General features: G+C 66.7%; 13 protein-coding genes. 6 read left to right on the forward strand and 7 right to left on the reverse strand.

What is annotated here, in order from left to right:
- Positions 1–44 precede the first annotated feature (44 nt).
- The 3 genes from M8J71_RS03995 to M8J71_RS04005 form a co-directional block, all read right to left on the reverse strand.
- Positions 45–362: a VOC family protein gene (locus M8J71_RS03995; protein WP_308292945.1), complete on the reverse strand. Its 318-nt coding sequence runs from the start codon at positions 360–362 to the stop codon at positions 45–47.
- A 95-nt stretch (positions 363–457) separates the two neighbouring features.
- On the reverse strand, positions 458–1,267 hold the full coding sequence (locus tag M8J71_RS04000) for a 2-phosphosulfolactate phosphatase (RefSeq protein ID WP_256246705.1): 810 nt from the start codon (positions 1,265–1,267) through the stop codon (positions 458–460).
- Positions 1,264–2,133 carry a DUF4031 domain-containing protein gene (locus M8J71_RS04005; RefSeq protein ID WP_256246706.1) on the reverse strand — a complete coding sequence of 290 codons (870 nt, stop codon included), beginning with the start codon at positions 2,131–2,133 and terminating at the stop codon, positions 1,264–1,266. Before M8J71_RS04005 ends, M8J71_RS04000 begins: the two co-directional genes overlap by 4 nt.
- A 139-nt stretch (positions 2,134–2,272) precedes the next feature.
- Here M8J71_RS04005 and M8J71_RS04010 point away from each other — a divergent pair, with 139 nt between their 5' ends.
- From M8J71_RS04010 to M8J71_RS04025, 4 genes are read left to right on the forward strand one after another with little or no spacing between them, the layout of a single operon-like run.
- Positions 2,273–2,680: a TOBE domain-containing protein gene (locus M8J71_RS04010; RefSeq protein ID WP_256246707.1), complete on the forward strand. Its 408-nt coding sequence runs from the start codon at positions 2,273–2,275 to the stop codon at positions 2,678–2,680.
- A gap of 41 nt (positions 2,681–2,721) precedes the next feature.
- A complete protein-coding gene (modA, locus tag M8J71_RS04015; RefSeq protein ID WP_256246761.1) occupies positions 2,722–3,459 on the forward strand; it encodes a molybdate ABC transporter substrate-binding protein in 738 nt (245 codons plus the stop codon).
- A complete protein-coding gene (locus tag M8J71_RS04020; protein WP_256246708.1) occupies positions 3,456–4,304 on the forward strand; it encodes an ABC transporter permease in 849 nt (282 codons plus the stop codon). The genes modA and M8J71_RS04020 overlap by 4 nt, the downstream gene beginning before the upstream one ends.
- Positions 4,301–5,359, forward strand: a complete 1,059-nt coding sequence (locus M8J71_RS04025; protein WP_256246709.1) for a sulfate/molybdate ABC transporter ATP-binding protein — start codon at positions 4,301–4,303, stop codon at positions 5,357–5,359. Before M8J71_RS04020 ends, M8J71_RS04025 begins: the two co-directional genes overlap by 4 nt.
- 10 nt (positions 5,360–5,369) lie before the next feature.
- On the opposite strand, the gene M8J71_RS04030 is transcribed toward M8J71_RS04025, so the two are convergent.
- Positions 5,370–5,753, reverse strand: coding sequence for a YciI family protein (locus M8J71_RS04030; protein WP_256246710.1), 384 nt, complete (start codon positions 5,751–5,753; stop codon positions 5,370–5,372).
- A gap of 176 nt (positions 5,754–5,929) precedes the next feature.
- On the opposite strand from M8J71_RS04030, the gene clpB reads away from it, so the two are divergent.
- A complete protein-coding gene (gene clpB / locus M8J71_RS04035; protein WP_256246711.1) occupies positions 5,930–8,587 on the forward strand; it encodes an ATP-dependent chaperone ClpB in 2,658 nt (885 codons plus the stop codon).
- Positions 8,588–8,632: 45 nt separating this feature from the next.
- Here clpB and M8J71_RS04040 read toward each other — a convergent pair whose 3' ends face one another.
- Entirely contained in the window at positions 8,633–9,352 is a 720-nt protein-coding gene (locus M8J71_RS04040; protein WP_256246712.1) for a septum formation family protein, read from the reverse strand.
- Between the two features lie 273 nt (positions 9,353–9,625).
- Between M8J71_RS04040 and M8J71_RS04045 the strand changes: the two genes are divergently transcribed.
- Positions 9,626–9,859, forward strand: coding sequence for a DUF3073 domain-containing protein (locus tag M8J71_RS04045; protein ID WP_050053419.1), 234 nt, complete (start codon positions 9,626–9,628; stop codon positions 9,857–9,859).
- A gap of 664 nt (positions 9,860–10,523) precedes the next feature.
- Here M8J71_RS04045 and purM read toward each other — a convergent pair.
- Together purM and purF are read right to left on the reverse strand one after the other, a co-directional pair.
- Positions 10,524–11,684 carry a phosphoribosylformylglycinamidine cyclo-ligase gene (gene purM / locus M8J71_RS04050; protein WP_256246713.1) on the reverse strand — a complete coding sequence of 387 codons (1,161 nt, stop codon included), beginning with the start codon at positions 11,682–11,684 and terminating at the stop codon, positions 10,524–10,526.
- Positions 11,681–13,360 (reverse strand): amidophosphoribosyltransferase, encoded by a 1,680-nt coding sequence (gene purF, locus M8J71_RS04055; RefSeq protein WP_256246714.1) that lies wholly within the window; start codon positions 13,358–13,360, stop codon positions 11,681–11,683. The genes purM and purF overlap by 4 nt, the downstream gene beginning before the upstream one ends.
- Positions 13,361–13,412 lie beyond the last annotated feature (52 nt).

Below are 13,412 nucleotides of genomic sequence, written 5' to 3' on the forward strand. Positions count from 1 at the left end.
CCGGCCGCAGCGCCCGCAGGACGCAGAACTCATTGCCGTCCGGATCAGCCATTACCACCCAGGTGACCTCCGGGCCCTGGCCGACGGAAACGCGTTGGCACCAAGGCCTTCGAGCCTTGCCACCTCTGCGTCGCGGTCCTCAGGTCCAGGTGAAGCCTGTTCTTGACCTCCTTGCGCTCGGGCACCTTGAGGAAGAGCAGATCCGGGGATACCCCGTCCTCGGGGCTGCCGGCCGGCGGCTCGAGCACAATCTCGTCGTCCGCCTCGTAGGTCCGGCGCCACCCCAGCGCTTTCTCCCAGAAGTCCGCGGGCACTTTCGGATCGGTCGAATCGATGCAAAGGGACTGGATGCGCAGGGTCATCCGAGCAGTGTTGCATCCCGCAACGGGAACCGTAAAGGTCCGGCTGGCGGAAACTATTCCCTTGGTCCGGCCGGACCAACAGGGCACCGTATCCTTTAGCGGGGGCTGAATGCCCCGTTTACCAGGAGGGCCACGGCGCCGCTGTCATCCAATTCCGCGGCGATATCCACGTCGTCGGCATAGCCGGCACCCGCCAGCTCGCGGCCGCTTGAACACCCGTGCAGCATTTCGCGGAGCCGCGGTTCCGCCGCCTCGAACACCGCCATCGCCGCCACGGCTTCCGGTGAGTAACCGTGCCTGCCGTCTTCGGCCTCGTAGCCGCCCTTTCCGGCAGCCACCAGGCCCGCCACAAATGCGCCTGCACCGATCTGGTCCTCCGCAGCAGGGCGGAGGGTGCCGTCCGGCCAGTGTTCGCCGGCGGCGATCACCGCGATCACGGCACCTTCATCGAAGGTGGCCATCACCCAATCGGCTGTTGCCGCCGCATTGCGGAGCGATACCGCAGCCACCAGCGGGACCTCGCCCGCCAGTTCATGGCATAGAGCGGAACCGTTCGGCGACGGCAGGACCACCCGTTCCAAGGACCCCGCAGCCCGGAGACTCGCGGGGGAGAGGCTCAGCCCGCCGCCGTTGCGGGGCCCAGCGAGTTGGGCGCCGTGGCGGGCGGCGAAATCCTCCGCGCCGGTGTCCTTCCAGGGAAACGGAAAAACGACGGCTCCCCGGTCCAGGGCGACGCTGACGCAGGTGCTGAAGGACAGGACGTCCACCACCACGGCGAGGTCCGCCCCGGACGTTACTGTCCTGGCGCCGTCGAGCCCCCATTCCAGCCGCACTGTGTACGGCAGTTGCCGGTGGGCGGCACTTGCCGTCAGCGTGTGGCGGGGGTTTGAAGTGGGTGCGTTCACGCCAGTTCGCCTTTCAGGTTCCGGTGGGCGGCGTCCAGCCACAGCTCCTGCGCCCGGCCAGTGTGGAACAGCGGGTCAAGTTCCAGCAGGTGGCGTACGACGGCGGCGCGCCCGGCTGCGAAGTCAGCGTCGCCAATGTGCGCATAATCCTGGCGGACGTCGGCCACGTACCTCGCATACTCGTCAGGTTCGCCGCCCAGGACGGAAAGGTCGGCATCGCAAAGGAGGGCGCCGTCGTCGTCCCCCGGCCCGGGCCGATGGTCCGATGTCAGCCGCACCAGCCGGGCCACCTCCGCAACCTCCGGCTCGGAAAGGCAGGCAGCCGCCAAACGGTCCTCCGCGAGGCGGGCCGAGTCTTCTTCGTCCTGCCCCGCCACGCCCCGATAGATGGCGTCGTGGAACCATGCGGCCAGCAGCACCGTGCGTGGCGGGTCAACGGGATCGGTGAGCAGGTCGAGCGCCTCCAGTACCGACAGCAGGTGGGTGCAGCCGTGGTACCGGCGGTGCGGCTCGCTCCAGCGGTCCAGGAGGTCCAGGAACAGCGCGTCGTGGCCGGGCATGATGGCGTCCCAGCGGTTGAACAGCGGAACCTTGAGCGACTTGTTCCGTTGCCGGGCAGGGATCCGCAGGCCGCTGCCGATCAGCTTGCGGACCAGGATCCGGGCCTCCACGGGAATGGCCCCCGCCACAACCAGCTCATCGAAGCGGCGCTCGGCAACGTCGTAATGGTCGCCGTCGAAGGCCCGCTCCGGAATGCCGGCCGCGGCGGCGAACTCGTGCAGTTCCGCCAGCGACGCGTCAGACACCAGATGCGAGAAGTGGGTCCCGTGGGCAGGCCAGAGCGGCGGGTCGATGTAGATGGCCATGGAGGAAGTCTAGTTGGGGCGGGTGCAGGCGCGCTCAGCAGGAACGCGCCAAACAAGCCGCGGGAAACGTCCAGGCAATATACGAGGATGCGGCACAAATCGGGGCGGTTTTACCGTATCTGCGCCTTACACTGACCCTATGACCATTATTCGCGTTGCTGAGGCTGCCCGCTTCCTAGGTGTCAGCGACGACACTGTGCGGCGCTGGCTGGACAACGGATCGCTCACTCCCGTGAAGGACGAGGGCGGCCGGCTCGCTGTGGACGGGCTGGAACTTGCCCGGCACGCCCGGAAACTCGCGCAGCTTCCGGACGATCCGCACCGTACCGGCAGTTCCGCGCGCAACAGGTTCGTGGGCCTGGTTACCGGCATCACGGCGGACAAGGTGATGGCCCAGGTGGAGCTGCAGTGCGGGCCGTTCCGGGTGGTGTCGCTCATGAGCAGCGAGGCAGTTACGGAGCTGGGGCTGGAGCCCGGCTCCGTGGCCACCGCCGTGGTCAAAGCCACCACAGTGATCATCGAAACGCCCCAGGGCAAGGCGCTGTGAACAGGATCCGTAAGCTCACGGCCCTGCTGCTGGCGGTGCTGATGGCCGCGGCGCTCGCAGCGTGCAGTGGCAAGGGCGAGGCCGCAGGCAATGGTAGCGGCCGGACCCTGACCGTCTTCGCTGCCGCATCCCTCAAAACCAGCTTCACGGAGCTGGCAAAGATGTTTGAAGCCCGGCACCCCGGCACCACCGTCACCCTCAACTTCGCCGGGTCGGCAGACTTGGCCACCCAGATCAATCAGGGCGCGCCGGCGGACGTCTTCGCCTCCGCAGACACCAGGAACATGGAAAAACTGCAGGAGGCCGGGCTGGTGGACGGCGAACCGCAGATTTTCGCCACCAACACGCTCGCCATCGCCGTCCCGCCCGGAAATCCGGCTGGAATCCGTTCTTTCGCGGACCTCGCCAAACCTGGAACCCGTCTGGTGCAATGTGCCCGGCAGGTTCCCTGCGGTGCCGCCGTGGCCGCCATCGAACAGCAGACCGGAACAGACCTGAACCCGGTCAGCGAGGAAAACTCCGTGACGGACGTGCTGGGCAAAGTCGTCTCCGCGGAAGCCGACGCCGGGCTGGTCTACATCACCGACCTCAAGTCCGCAGCAGGCAGGGTGGAGGGCGTTGCCTTTCCGGAAGCAGCAGGTGCCGTCAACAGCTACCCCGCCGCCGTCCTGTCCAACAGCAGGAACAGCGCAGATGCACGCGCCTTCCTCGAACTGGTCGCCAGCCCTGAAGGGCAGCAAGTGTTAGCAGACGCCGGTTTCGGACCGGGCTCGACGTGAGCCGCCAGGCTTACAGCGGCGTTCCGCGTTGGATCCATGCCGTGGCGGTCCTGGCCGCCCTGGTGGTCGTCCTGCCGCTGATCGCCATGGTCGCGAGGGTCAACTGGGCCAACTTCCTGCCGCTGGTCACCTCCGAGTCCGCTGTGTCGGCCCTGGGCCTGAGCCTCCGGACTTCCGCTGCCAGCACCGCCCTGTGCATCCTCCTCGGTGTACCGCTGGCCCTCGTTCTGGCCCGGGGGAGGTTCCCACTTCAGGGCCTGCTGCGTTCGCTGGTGCTGCTCCCGCTCGTCCTGCCGCCCGTGGTGGGCGGCATCGCGCTCCTTTATACGTTCGGCCGCCAAGGCCTCCTGGGCAGCACTTTGGAAGTCCTCGGCCTCCAGATTGCCTTCTCCACCACCGCAGTTGTCCTGGCGCAGACATTCGTGGCGTTGCCGTTTTTAGTAGTGAGCCTGGAGGGGGCACTGCGGACCGGCGGCGAACGGTACGAAGCTGTCGCCGCAACGCTCGGCGCCTCGCCGGGACGGGTCTTCCGCCGCGTGACGCTGCCGCTGGTGCTGCCCGGGCTGGCCTCGGGGGCCGTGCTCTCCTTTGCCCGGAGCCTGGGCGAGTTCGGCGCCACCCTCACGTTCGCGGGCAGCCTCCAGGGGGTGACCCGGACGCTGCCGCTGGAAATCTACCTGCAGCGTGAAACGGACCCCGATGCCGCCGTCGCCCTCTCCCTGGTGCTGGTGGCCGTGGCGGTGGCCGTGGTGGCGCTCGCGTACCGGCGGCCCGGCGGGCGTGCCGGCTGGGTGTCGCAGCGGACGACGACGGCGGCGGCCGCCCCGGTGAGGAACGCCGCGTGACGTTCGCATTTGAGGCAGCTGTGGCCGGGCGGGGGTTCGACGTGGCCCTGACGGTCGGTCCGCGCGAAACGGTAGCGGTGATGGGGCCGAACGGGGCGGGCAAGTCCACGCTGCTGGCCGTGATCGCGGGACTGCTGCGGCCGGACAGCGGCCGGGCCGAGCTCAACGGGCGGATGCTGTTCGACCTTTCGCCCGGCAGGAGCAGATGGACGCCGCCGCATCACCGGGGTACAGCACTGCTTGCCCAGGAACCCCTGCTGTTCCCCCACCTCAACGCCCTGGAGAACGTAGCCTTCGGTCCGCGGAGCGCCGGGATGGCGAAGCGCCAGGCGAGGGCCGACGCAGTCAGCTGGCTGGCCGAGGTGGAAGCGCAGGAGCTCCAAGACCGCCGCCCTGCCGAGCTCTCCGGCGGCCAGGCCCAGCGCGTCGCGGTGGCCAGGGCGCTGGCCGCTGATCCGGGTCTTCTCCTCCTGGACGAACCCATGGCAGCGCTGGACATCCATTCCGCGCCGCTGCTCCGCCGCCTGCTGAAACGGGTCCTCGCAGACAGGCCGGCCATCATCATCACCCACGACGTCCTGGACGCGCTGATGCTGGCGGACCGGGTAGTCATCCTGGAAGGGGGCCGGATCTCAGAGGAAGGCCCCACCCGGGAGGTACTCGAGCGGCCCCGCAGCACCTTTGCGGCCGGGCTGGCGGGACTGAACCTGATTCCTGGAACCCTCACCCGTGACGGGCTCAGGACTTCGGACGGCCGGACCGTGGCCGGCCACGCGGAGGAACCGGGCCCGGCCGGCGAGGGTGACCTGGCAGCGGTGGCCGTGTTCCCGCCGTCGGCCGTTTCCGTGTTCCTGGACGATGCCCACGGCAGTCCCCGCAACTATTTCGAGGTGACCATCACGGACCTTGAGCCGCACGGCGACCTCATCCGGGTGCGGGCGGGAAGCCTGGCGGCGGACATCACTCCCGCCGCTTCGGCAGACCTGGGCCTGGTCCCCGGCCTGCCCGTGCATTTCGTCGTCAAAGCCACGGCCGTGGCAATCTACCCGGCCTGACCGGCCGCGCCTACATCCCCGGCAGGTCCAGGGATTCGTAAACCTGGATACTCGCGCCGGGCATCATGAGGTGCGGGTGGCCGTCCAGCAGCTCCTGGGCGCCGGCGAGGTCCTCGGCCTGGAGGATGCCGTAACCGGCCACGCCGGTGCTGCTGTCTGCCGTGCCGGTTGCCGTGATTTCCTTCCCGGCGCCCAACGGGTTCCCCATGTCCACGATCCCGTCACCTGCCCGCTCAGCCCATTCCATCCAGGCCTTCATGCCCTCCTGGGCTGCCTCCGGCGAGCTTTCGGCCATTTGGGCCTGGGCCGATTGCGCTGCGATGTAGAGAACAACAAACTTCTTCACTGCATGTCCCGTCTGCCGTGCGCCGGCGGCACAGTGCTCCCCGGTCACAAGGCGATCCTAGGGCGGATTGGCAGCCTTGGAAACGGGGCGGCCGGTCGAGTCCTCCGTCCTGCTTCGCTGCACTGCCTCCTTTCGCTGTGGGCAAACAGGAAATAAAAAGTACCCCCACCAAAGTTGAGCGTAGTAGACTCAACCCAAACAAAAGACCCTGAAAGGAGCTCTCTTTGGACGTCAAATTCACCACCAAGAGCCAGGAGGCTCTTTCGGCTGCAGCCATGAACGCCTCCACGGCCGGCAATCCGCAGGTGGAGCCGGCCCACCTGCTCAAGGCGCTGATGGACCAGCGTGAAGGCGTCGCCGTGGCGCTGCTCCGAGCCACCGGCGCGGACCCGGACGCCGTAAGCGTCCAGGCGAGCAGTGCCATCAAAGCGCTGCCGGCCACCTCCGGCGCTTCCAGCCAGCAGGCCCAGCTGTCCCGGCCTGCGCTTCAGGCCATCCAGAATGCCAAGGAGGAAGCCGACCGGCTGGGCGATACTTTTGTGTCCACCGAAGTGCTCCTGCTGGGGCTCTCGGCCGGAAGCGACGCGGCGGCCCGGTTGTTGCGCGACGCCGGCGCCTCCCACGAGGCCCTGCTTGCCGCCCTGCCCGGTGTCCGCGGCGACCGGAAAGTCACCAGCCCGGACCCGGAGAACACCTTCCAGTCCCTGGAAAAGTTCGGCACGGACCTCACCGCCATGGCCCGGTCGGGCAAGCTGGACCCGGTAATTGGCCGCGATACGGAGATCCGCCGGATCGTCCAGGTCCTGAGCCGCCGCACCAAGAACAACCCCGTGATCATTGGTGAGCCGGGCGTCGGCAAGACCGCCGTGGTGGAGGGCCTGGCCCAGCGCATCGTGGCAGGGGACGTGCCGGAAAGCCTGCGCGGCAAGACCTTAATCGCACTGGATCTTGCCTCGATGGTGGCCGGCGCCAAGTACCGCGGTGAGTTCGAGGAACGCCTCAAGGCTGTGCTGGAGGAGATCAAGAACTCCGAAGGCCAGATCGTCACCTTCATTGACGAAATCCACACGGTGGTGGGTGCGGGTGCCACCGGCGAGTCCTCCATGGACGCCGGGAACATGCTCAAGCCCATGCTGGCCCGCGGCGAGCTGCGGCTCATCGGCGCCACCACCCTGGATGAGTACCGCGAGAACATCGAGAAGGACCCTGCCCTGGAGCGCCGTTTCCAGCAGGTGTACGTGGGGGAGCCCAGTGTGGAGGACACCATCGGCATCCTCCGCGGCCTGAAGGAACGCTACGAGGCGCACCACAAGGTGGCTATTGCCGACTCTGCCTTGGTGGCTGCTGCGACGCTTTCAAACCGCTACATCTCTGGCCGCCAGCTGCCGGACAAGGCCATTGACCTCGTGGATGAGGCCGCGTCCCGGCTGCGCATGGAAATCGACTCCGCTCCGGAGGAGATTGACCAGCTCCGCCGCGCCGTGGACCGGCTCACCATGGAGGAGCTGGCCCTGGAAGGCGAGACTGACGCCGCGTCCGTGGAGCGCCTCGCCGCCCTCCGTGCGGACAAGGCTGACAGGGAAGAGGAACTCGCCGCCCTGAACGCCCGCTGGGAGGCTGAAAAGGCCGGCCTCAACCGGGTGGGTGACCTCAAGGCGAAACTGGACGAACTGCGCAGCGCCGCTGACAAGGCCTACCGTGAAGGCGACCTGGAGACGACGTCGCGCATCCAATACGGCGAGATCCCTGCCTTGGAGCGCGAGCTCAACGCTGCCGCGGAGGCCGAAGCCGCCGTCACGGACAAGTCCGCGCAGATGGTGGCCGAACAGGTGACGGCCGACGATATCGCCGAGGTTATCTCCGCCTGGACCGGCATTCCTGCCGGCCGCATGCTGCAGGGCGAAAGCCAGAAGCTGCTGCACATGGAGGAGGAGCTCGGGAAGCGCCTGATCGGCCAAAAGAAGGCTGTCACCGCGGTCTCCGACGCTGTCCGCCGCGCCCGCGCCGGCATCAGCGATCCCAACCGCCCTACGGGTTCGTTCCTGTTCCTGGGCCCCACGGGCGTCGGTAAGACGGAGCTCGCCAAAGCCTTGGCGGACTTCCTGTTCGGCGACGAACGCGCCATGGTACGGATCGACATGTCCGAGTACGGCGAGAAGCATTCCGTCGCGCGGCTCGTGGGTGCGCCTCCCGGATACGTGGGCTACGAGGAGGGCGGCCAGCTCACCGAAGCCGTCCGCCGCCGCCCCTACTCCGTGATCCTGCTGGACGAGGTGGAGAAGGCCCATCCCGAGGTCTTCGACATCCTCCTGCAGGTGCTCGACGACGGCCGGCTCACCGACGGCCAGGGCCGCACCGTGGACTTCCGCAACGCGATCCTGGTGCTGACGTCCAACCTGGGCAGCCAGTTCCTGGTGGACCCCTCGCTGGATGCCGAAGCCAAGCGGAACGCCGTGATGACCACCGTCAACGCCTCCTTCAAGCCGGAGTTCCTGAACCGGCTGGATGAAGTGGTGCTGTTCGATCCGCTGTCAGTGGAAGAGCTCGCCCGCATCGTTGAACTGCAGGTGGCCGAACTCGGCCGGAGACTGCACGAGCGCCGGCTGACCCTCGACGTCACCGACGGTGCCCGTGCCTGGCTCGCCATGTCCGGCTTCGATTCGGCCTACGGTGCCCGGCCTCTTCGCCGGCTGGTCCAGCGCGAGATTGGCGACCGCCTGGCCAAAGCCATCCTGTCCGGCGAGATCGCTGACGGGGACACCGTGCTGGTGGACACGGCCACCGATGTGGATGAACTCACCATCGAAGGGCTGGAGGCTCTGTCCGGGCCCAACGGCGGCGCTGTTCCTGGAACGGGGCTGGTGGTCCGCCGGAAGGACTAGGACCGAAGGTTGGTCACAAGCGTGCTGCCCCAGTGACCCAAGCGTCTAGGGCAGCACGCTCGCGTTAACGTTGTTGCCGCCGGGGGAAGTGACGTAGCAGTGCAGTCTGCGGTCCCCGGCGCCCCAACTTGTGGAGCTGGGGAAGCTGCGCTCAAAGGTCAGCGTGTACTGGTTGGTGGCCGGGCCCAGCTTTGCCGCCTGGCATGCTTCCAGGGCTTTGGCCTTGAGTGCTTCCGCGCCCGGGTAGTCCTCGCCCTCCGGGTAGTGGAACACGGCAACCAGCTGTGCGGAATGGCCGGTGTCACACGGCACGACGGTGGTTTTGAGCGCCTCCGGGTCAAAGTCCTTGAAGCAGTCACCCAAGGCGTAGGCGGCAGGTTCCGCCTCGCGGGGGAGCGGCAGTGGGGTAGCAGGGGGCGTGACAGCGGTTTCGAGGATCCCGGGAACCGAGCCTGCGGAGGCTTCCTGGTTCCCGTTGCTGTTCAGCCACATGCCAAGCCAGACCAGTGAGCCGATGACGGCTAAGAGGACGACGACGAAGAACGCCTTCCACAGGGTCTGCTGGCTGACGCTGCCGCGGCCGGCTTCGGGTCCGTCAGGGATAACGGCGTGGTCCTGCTCGAACGCCTCGCCCAGGTCCCGCTCCTGGTCCTTGTTGCTTGCCGGCGGTTTGGCTGCTGGAACTCCGTACTCTGCCGCAGGAACCGTGGGCAGGCCGGCGGTGGGCGGCGAAGCCGGTTTGGGCGGAACGTCACTATGGTTCACTGGGCGCCTCCTCCTGCCGTTTTCTCCCCGTGGGCAGCCGGATTCCCGGCCATTGTCAGTAGCTGCTGAGTCGACTCTACCGAAGAAAAAAGCCGTATTCTGGCCTTGGAAGGGCAGGGATAGTACCCGGCGTGGCCGCAGGGCGCTGCAGCTGGCAAGCAGGGCCAGCAGAAAGCATGTAATCTAGGTGTACGACAAATTGACCAAACATTCCGGGGCCTCACCTACGCCAAGGTGACCACCTCCGGTCCAAGTACAAAAGGGGGTCACGCCATGGGGCGCGGCCGTCAAAAGGCAAAAGCTACCAAGCAGGCTCGGGATATCAAGTACTACTCCCCGAACACTGACTACTCGGCACTTCAGCGTGAGCTGACGGGTCCAGGTAGTCGTGCCACGAGCCATTACGCGAATGAGCCGGTTGAACCGGACTATTCGGCTTATGTGGATAAGTACGCGGATGATTTGGAAGAAGACGACGACGAGGTAGACACCCGTCGGATCGGCTAGTTGTCGCAAGGTGCTGTTGCCGTAACCGGGCAGCCCTGTGACGCCGCAGCACGAACGGATGCAGCAGGCAGTTCTGCGGTTTCCAGCTTTTAGTGCAGCGCTTCTTTTTTGGCACCCATGATTCAGTGGATCATCGGTGCTGACTCAGTTATTGAGCCCGCTGCCTGAACCGGAATCACGGTGCAGGCAGCGGGTTTTTGCTGTCCGTGGCCCAAGTTACGGGCTCCGCGACAACGCCCCATCACCTTCTTCATCACATCGCTGAACGCCCCATCACGTTCTGCCCCAAATCACCGAACGCCCCATCACGTTCTGCATCAAACCGCTGCCCCCAGACTGCCCGCGGCAGGACCGCCGTCGAACCCCGCCCAGTACCTGATGGGGCGTCCGGGCTGAAGTTGCGGGAGCTGATGGTGCGTCTGGGCTTACGTTGCAGGAGGTGATGGGGCGTCCCGAGCAAGGTCATTTCTGCGGTTTCCGGTGCCGTCGCGGTGCGGGAGGCAGCCGGCTTTCCCAACCTCCCGAGCTTTGCCGCCCCGGCGCCGTTGTGCAGGAGGTGATGGAGGGTTGCCTGATGTTTTGCAGGAGGTGATGGCGGATTTTGGGATCCTGGCACAAAAAAGCCGGCGGGTGCTCGAGGCACCCGCCGGCATTCCGTACAGTCCTAGGCGTAGGCGTTGACCAGGCGCACCGCGCCGCCGTCCACGCCCTTGGCGCCCTGTACGTAATCCGGGCCGGACTTCAGGATTGAATCCGAGTCCTGGGTGACGGTGCCCATGATCCATGACGGCAGTCCGCGGTCGTTCAGGCGGGAAACGGCTGCGTCAGCAACGTCGGCGGAAACGATGGCCACCATGCCCACGCCCAGGTTCAGGGTGCGCTCCAGGTCCGCCAGCGGCACGTTGCCCAGTTCGGACACCAGCTTGAAGATGGCCGGCAGCTCCCAGGTGGAGCGGTCAACCGTGGCCACCAGGCCCTGGGGGAGCACGCGCGCCAGGTTGGCGGCCAGGCCGCCACCGGTCACGTGGCTGAAGCCGTGGACCGCAGATTCACCGGTGACGGGGAAGGTGCGGGCAAGGTCCAGGCAGTCCGCCGCGTAGACGCGCGTGGGCTCCAGGAGTTCCTCACCCAGGGTGCGGCCCAGCTCGGAAACCTGGCGGTCCAGCGCCCAGCCGGCGTGGTTGATCACGCGGCGCACCAGGGAGTAGCCGTTGGAGTGCAGGCCCGAGGACGCCATGCCGATCACGACATCACCGGCGCGGACGCGGTCCGGACCGAGGAGGTGGTCGGCCTCGATGACGCCGGTGGCTGCGCCGGCGACGTCGTACTCGTGCTCACCCAGCAGGCCGGGGTGCTCGGCGGTTTCGCCGCCCACCAGCGCGGTGCCGGCCACGGAGCAGGCTGCTGCGATGCCGCGGACGATGTCGGCGATGCGCTCGGGCACCACCTTGCCGCAGGCGATGTAGTCCGTCATGAAGAGGGGTTCCGCGCCTACCACGACGATGTCGTCCACCACCATGCCCACCAGGTCGAACCCGATGGTGTCATGGATGTCCATGGCCTGGGCAATGGCCACCTTGGTGCCTACGCCGTCGGTGGAAGTTGCCAGCAGCGGCTTCTTGTAAGTGAGGAGCTTAGAGACGTCGTAGAGGCCGGCGAAGCCGCCCACCCCGCCGATCACCGAGGAGTTGTGGGTGGCCTTGATGGCACCCTTCATCAGCTCGACGGCGCGGTCGCCGGCTTCAACATCGACGCCCGCGGAGGCGTAGGTGATGCCGGCAGTGTTCCCGGCGGTGTTGCCGGAGGCGGGGGCAGCGGAAGTCATACGGACTCTTTCTTGTCAGCGTCGGGGGTGGTGACTGCGTGATGAATCTCTGGCACAAGGTCGGCTTCGGTCAGCAGGTTCTCAAACTCCGAGTCCGGTCCCGGATCACAGCCCGTGGCGCCGGACTTTTCCGCCGGATCCACTGCAGGGTCCACGGCAAGGGCGGCAGTCTGGCCCGGAAGGGCGGACGGCGAGGGCTTCAGGCCACCTAGGTCCGTGCGTTCCAGCAGGTTCTTGCCCAGCTTGTCCGAGCCCGGAAGCTCGATGGGGTATTTGCCCGTGAAGCACGCTGTGCAGAGGCGCTCCCGGGGCTGCCGGGTGGCGCCGATCATCCCGTCTTCAGAGATGTAGGCCAGCGAGTCTGCGCCGATGGCCTGCGAGATCTCCTCGATGGTTGCACCATTCGCAATGAGCTCGGCGCGGGAGGCGAAGTCGATGCCGTAGAAGCAGGGCCACTGCACCGGCGGGGAGGAGATCTTGACGTGGACTGCGGCGGCACCGGCTTCGCGGAGCATCCGGACGATGGCGCGCTGCGTGTTGCCGCGGACGATGGAATCGTCCACCACCACCACGCGCTTGCCGCGGATCACGGACTCGAGGGCGTTGAGCTTGAGCCGGATACCCAGCTGGCGCAGCGTCTGCGAAGGCTGGATGAAGGTACGTCCAACATAGGAATTCTTGACGAACCCGTGGGCGAACGGGATGCCGGATTCCTCGGCGTAGCCCACGGCGGCAGGGGTGCCGGATTCCGGAACGGGAATCACGATGTCCGCTACCTGCGTGTTTTCACGGGCCAGCTGGCGGCCCATTTCCACCCGGGACTCGTACACGGAGCGGCCTGCGATGGCGGCATCCGGACGGGCAAGGTAGACGTACTCGAAAACGCAACCCGCCGGCGTCGGCTCCGCAAAACGCTGGGAGCGCACGCCCTGCTCGTCGATGGCGATGAACTCGCCGGGCTCGATCTCGCGGATGAAGCTGGCGCCTACGGTGGCAAGTGCGGACTGCTCGGACGCGACCACCCAGCCGCGTTCCAGCCGGCCCAGGACCAGCGGGCGGATGCCGAAGGTGTCGCGGGCCGCGTAGAGGGTGCCTTCGTCCATAAAGACGAAGCAGAAGCCGCCCCTGATCTTGGGCAGCAGTTCGATGGCAGTCTCTTCGAGGGACTTGCCCGGCTCGCCCTCCAGGAGGGCGGTGACCAGGGCGGTGTCCGAGGTGTTGCCCTGCTTCATCTCGCCGGTGAGCTGGCCGCCGTTGCGTTCCTGGATCATGGCGTTGAGCTCGGCGGTGTTCGTGAGGTTGCCGTTGTGCGCCAGGGCCACGGTCCCGGTGCTGGTGGCGCCGAGGGTGGGCTGGGCGTTGGCCCAGTGGCTGGCTCCGGTGGTGGAGTAGCGGCAGTGGCCCACTGCCAGGTGCCCGGTGAGGGTGTTCAGGGTGGTCTCGTCGAAGACCTGGGAAACGAGTCCCATGTCCTTGTAGACGTTGATCCGGTTGCCGTCGCTGGTGGCTATACCAGCGGACTCCTGACCGCGGTGCTGCAGTGCATACAGCCCGTAATAGGTTAGTTTTGCTACTTCTTCACCTGGTGCCCAGACTCCGAAAACGCCACAGGCGTCCTGCGGGCCTTTTTCGCCAGGGAGAAGATCATGGGAAAGTTTTCCATCGCCGCGTGCCACTGGTCGATTATCTCACGACATGGGGTAGGACTTTTCCGGCCGCCCGTTTATG

Source organism: Pseudarthrobacter sp. R1, from assembly GCF_024494415.1.
GTDB lineage: Bacteria > Actinomycetota > Actinomycetes > Actinomycetales > Micrococcaceae > Arthrobacter.

Excerpts from the sequence above, each read along its gene's own strand:
- M8J71_RS03995 (WP_308292945.1), bottom strand. The coding sequence starts at position 362 with ATGACCCTGCGCATCCAGTCCCTTTGCATCGATTCGACCGATCCGAAA.
- M8J71_RS04005 (WP_256246706.1), bottom strand. The coding sequence starts at position 2,133 with ATGGCCATCTACATCGACCCGCCGCTCTGGCCTGCCCACGGGACCCAC.
- M8J71_RS04010 (WP_256246707.1), top strand. The coding sequence starts at position 2,273 with ATGACCATTATTCGCGTTGCTGAGGCTGCCCGCTTCCTAGGTGTCAGC.
- modA (WP_256246761.1), top strand. The coding sequence starts at position 2,722 with ATGGCCGCGGCGCTCGCAGCGTGCAGTGGCAAGGGCGAGGCCGCAGGC.
- M8J71_RS04045 (WP_050053419.1), top strand. The coding sequence starts at position 9,626 with ATGGGGCGCGGCCGTCAAAAGGCAAAAGCTACCAAGCAGGCTCGGGAT.
- purM (WP_256246713.1), bottom strand. The coding sequence starts at position 11,684 with ATGACTTCCGCTGCCCCCGCCTCCGGCAACACCGCCGGGAACACTGCC.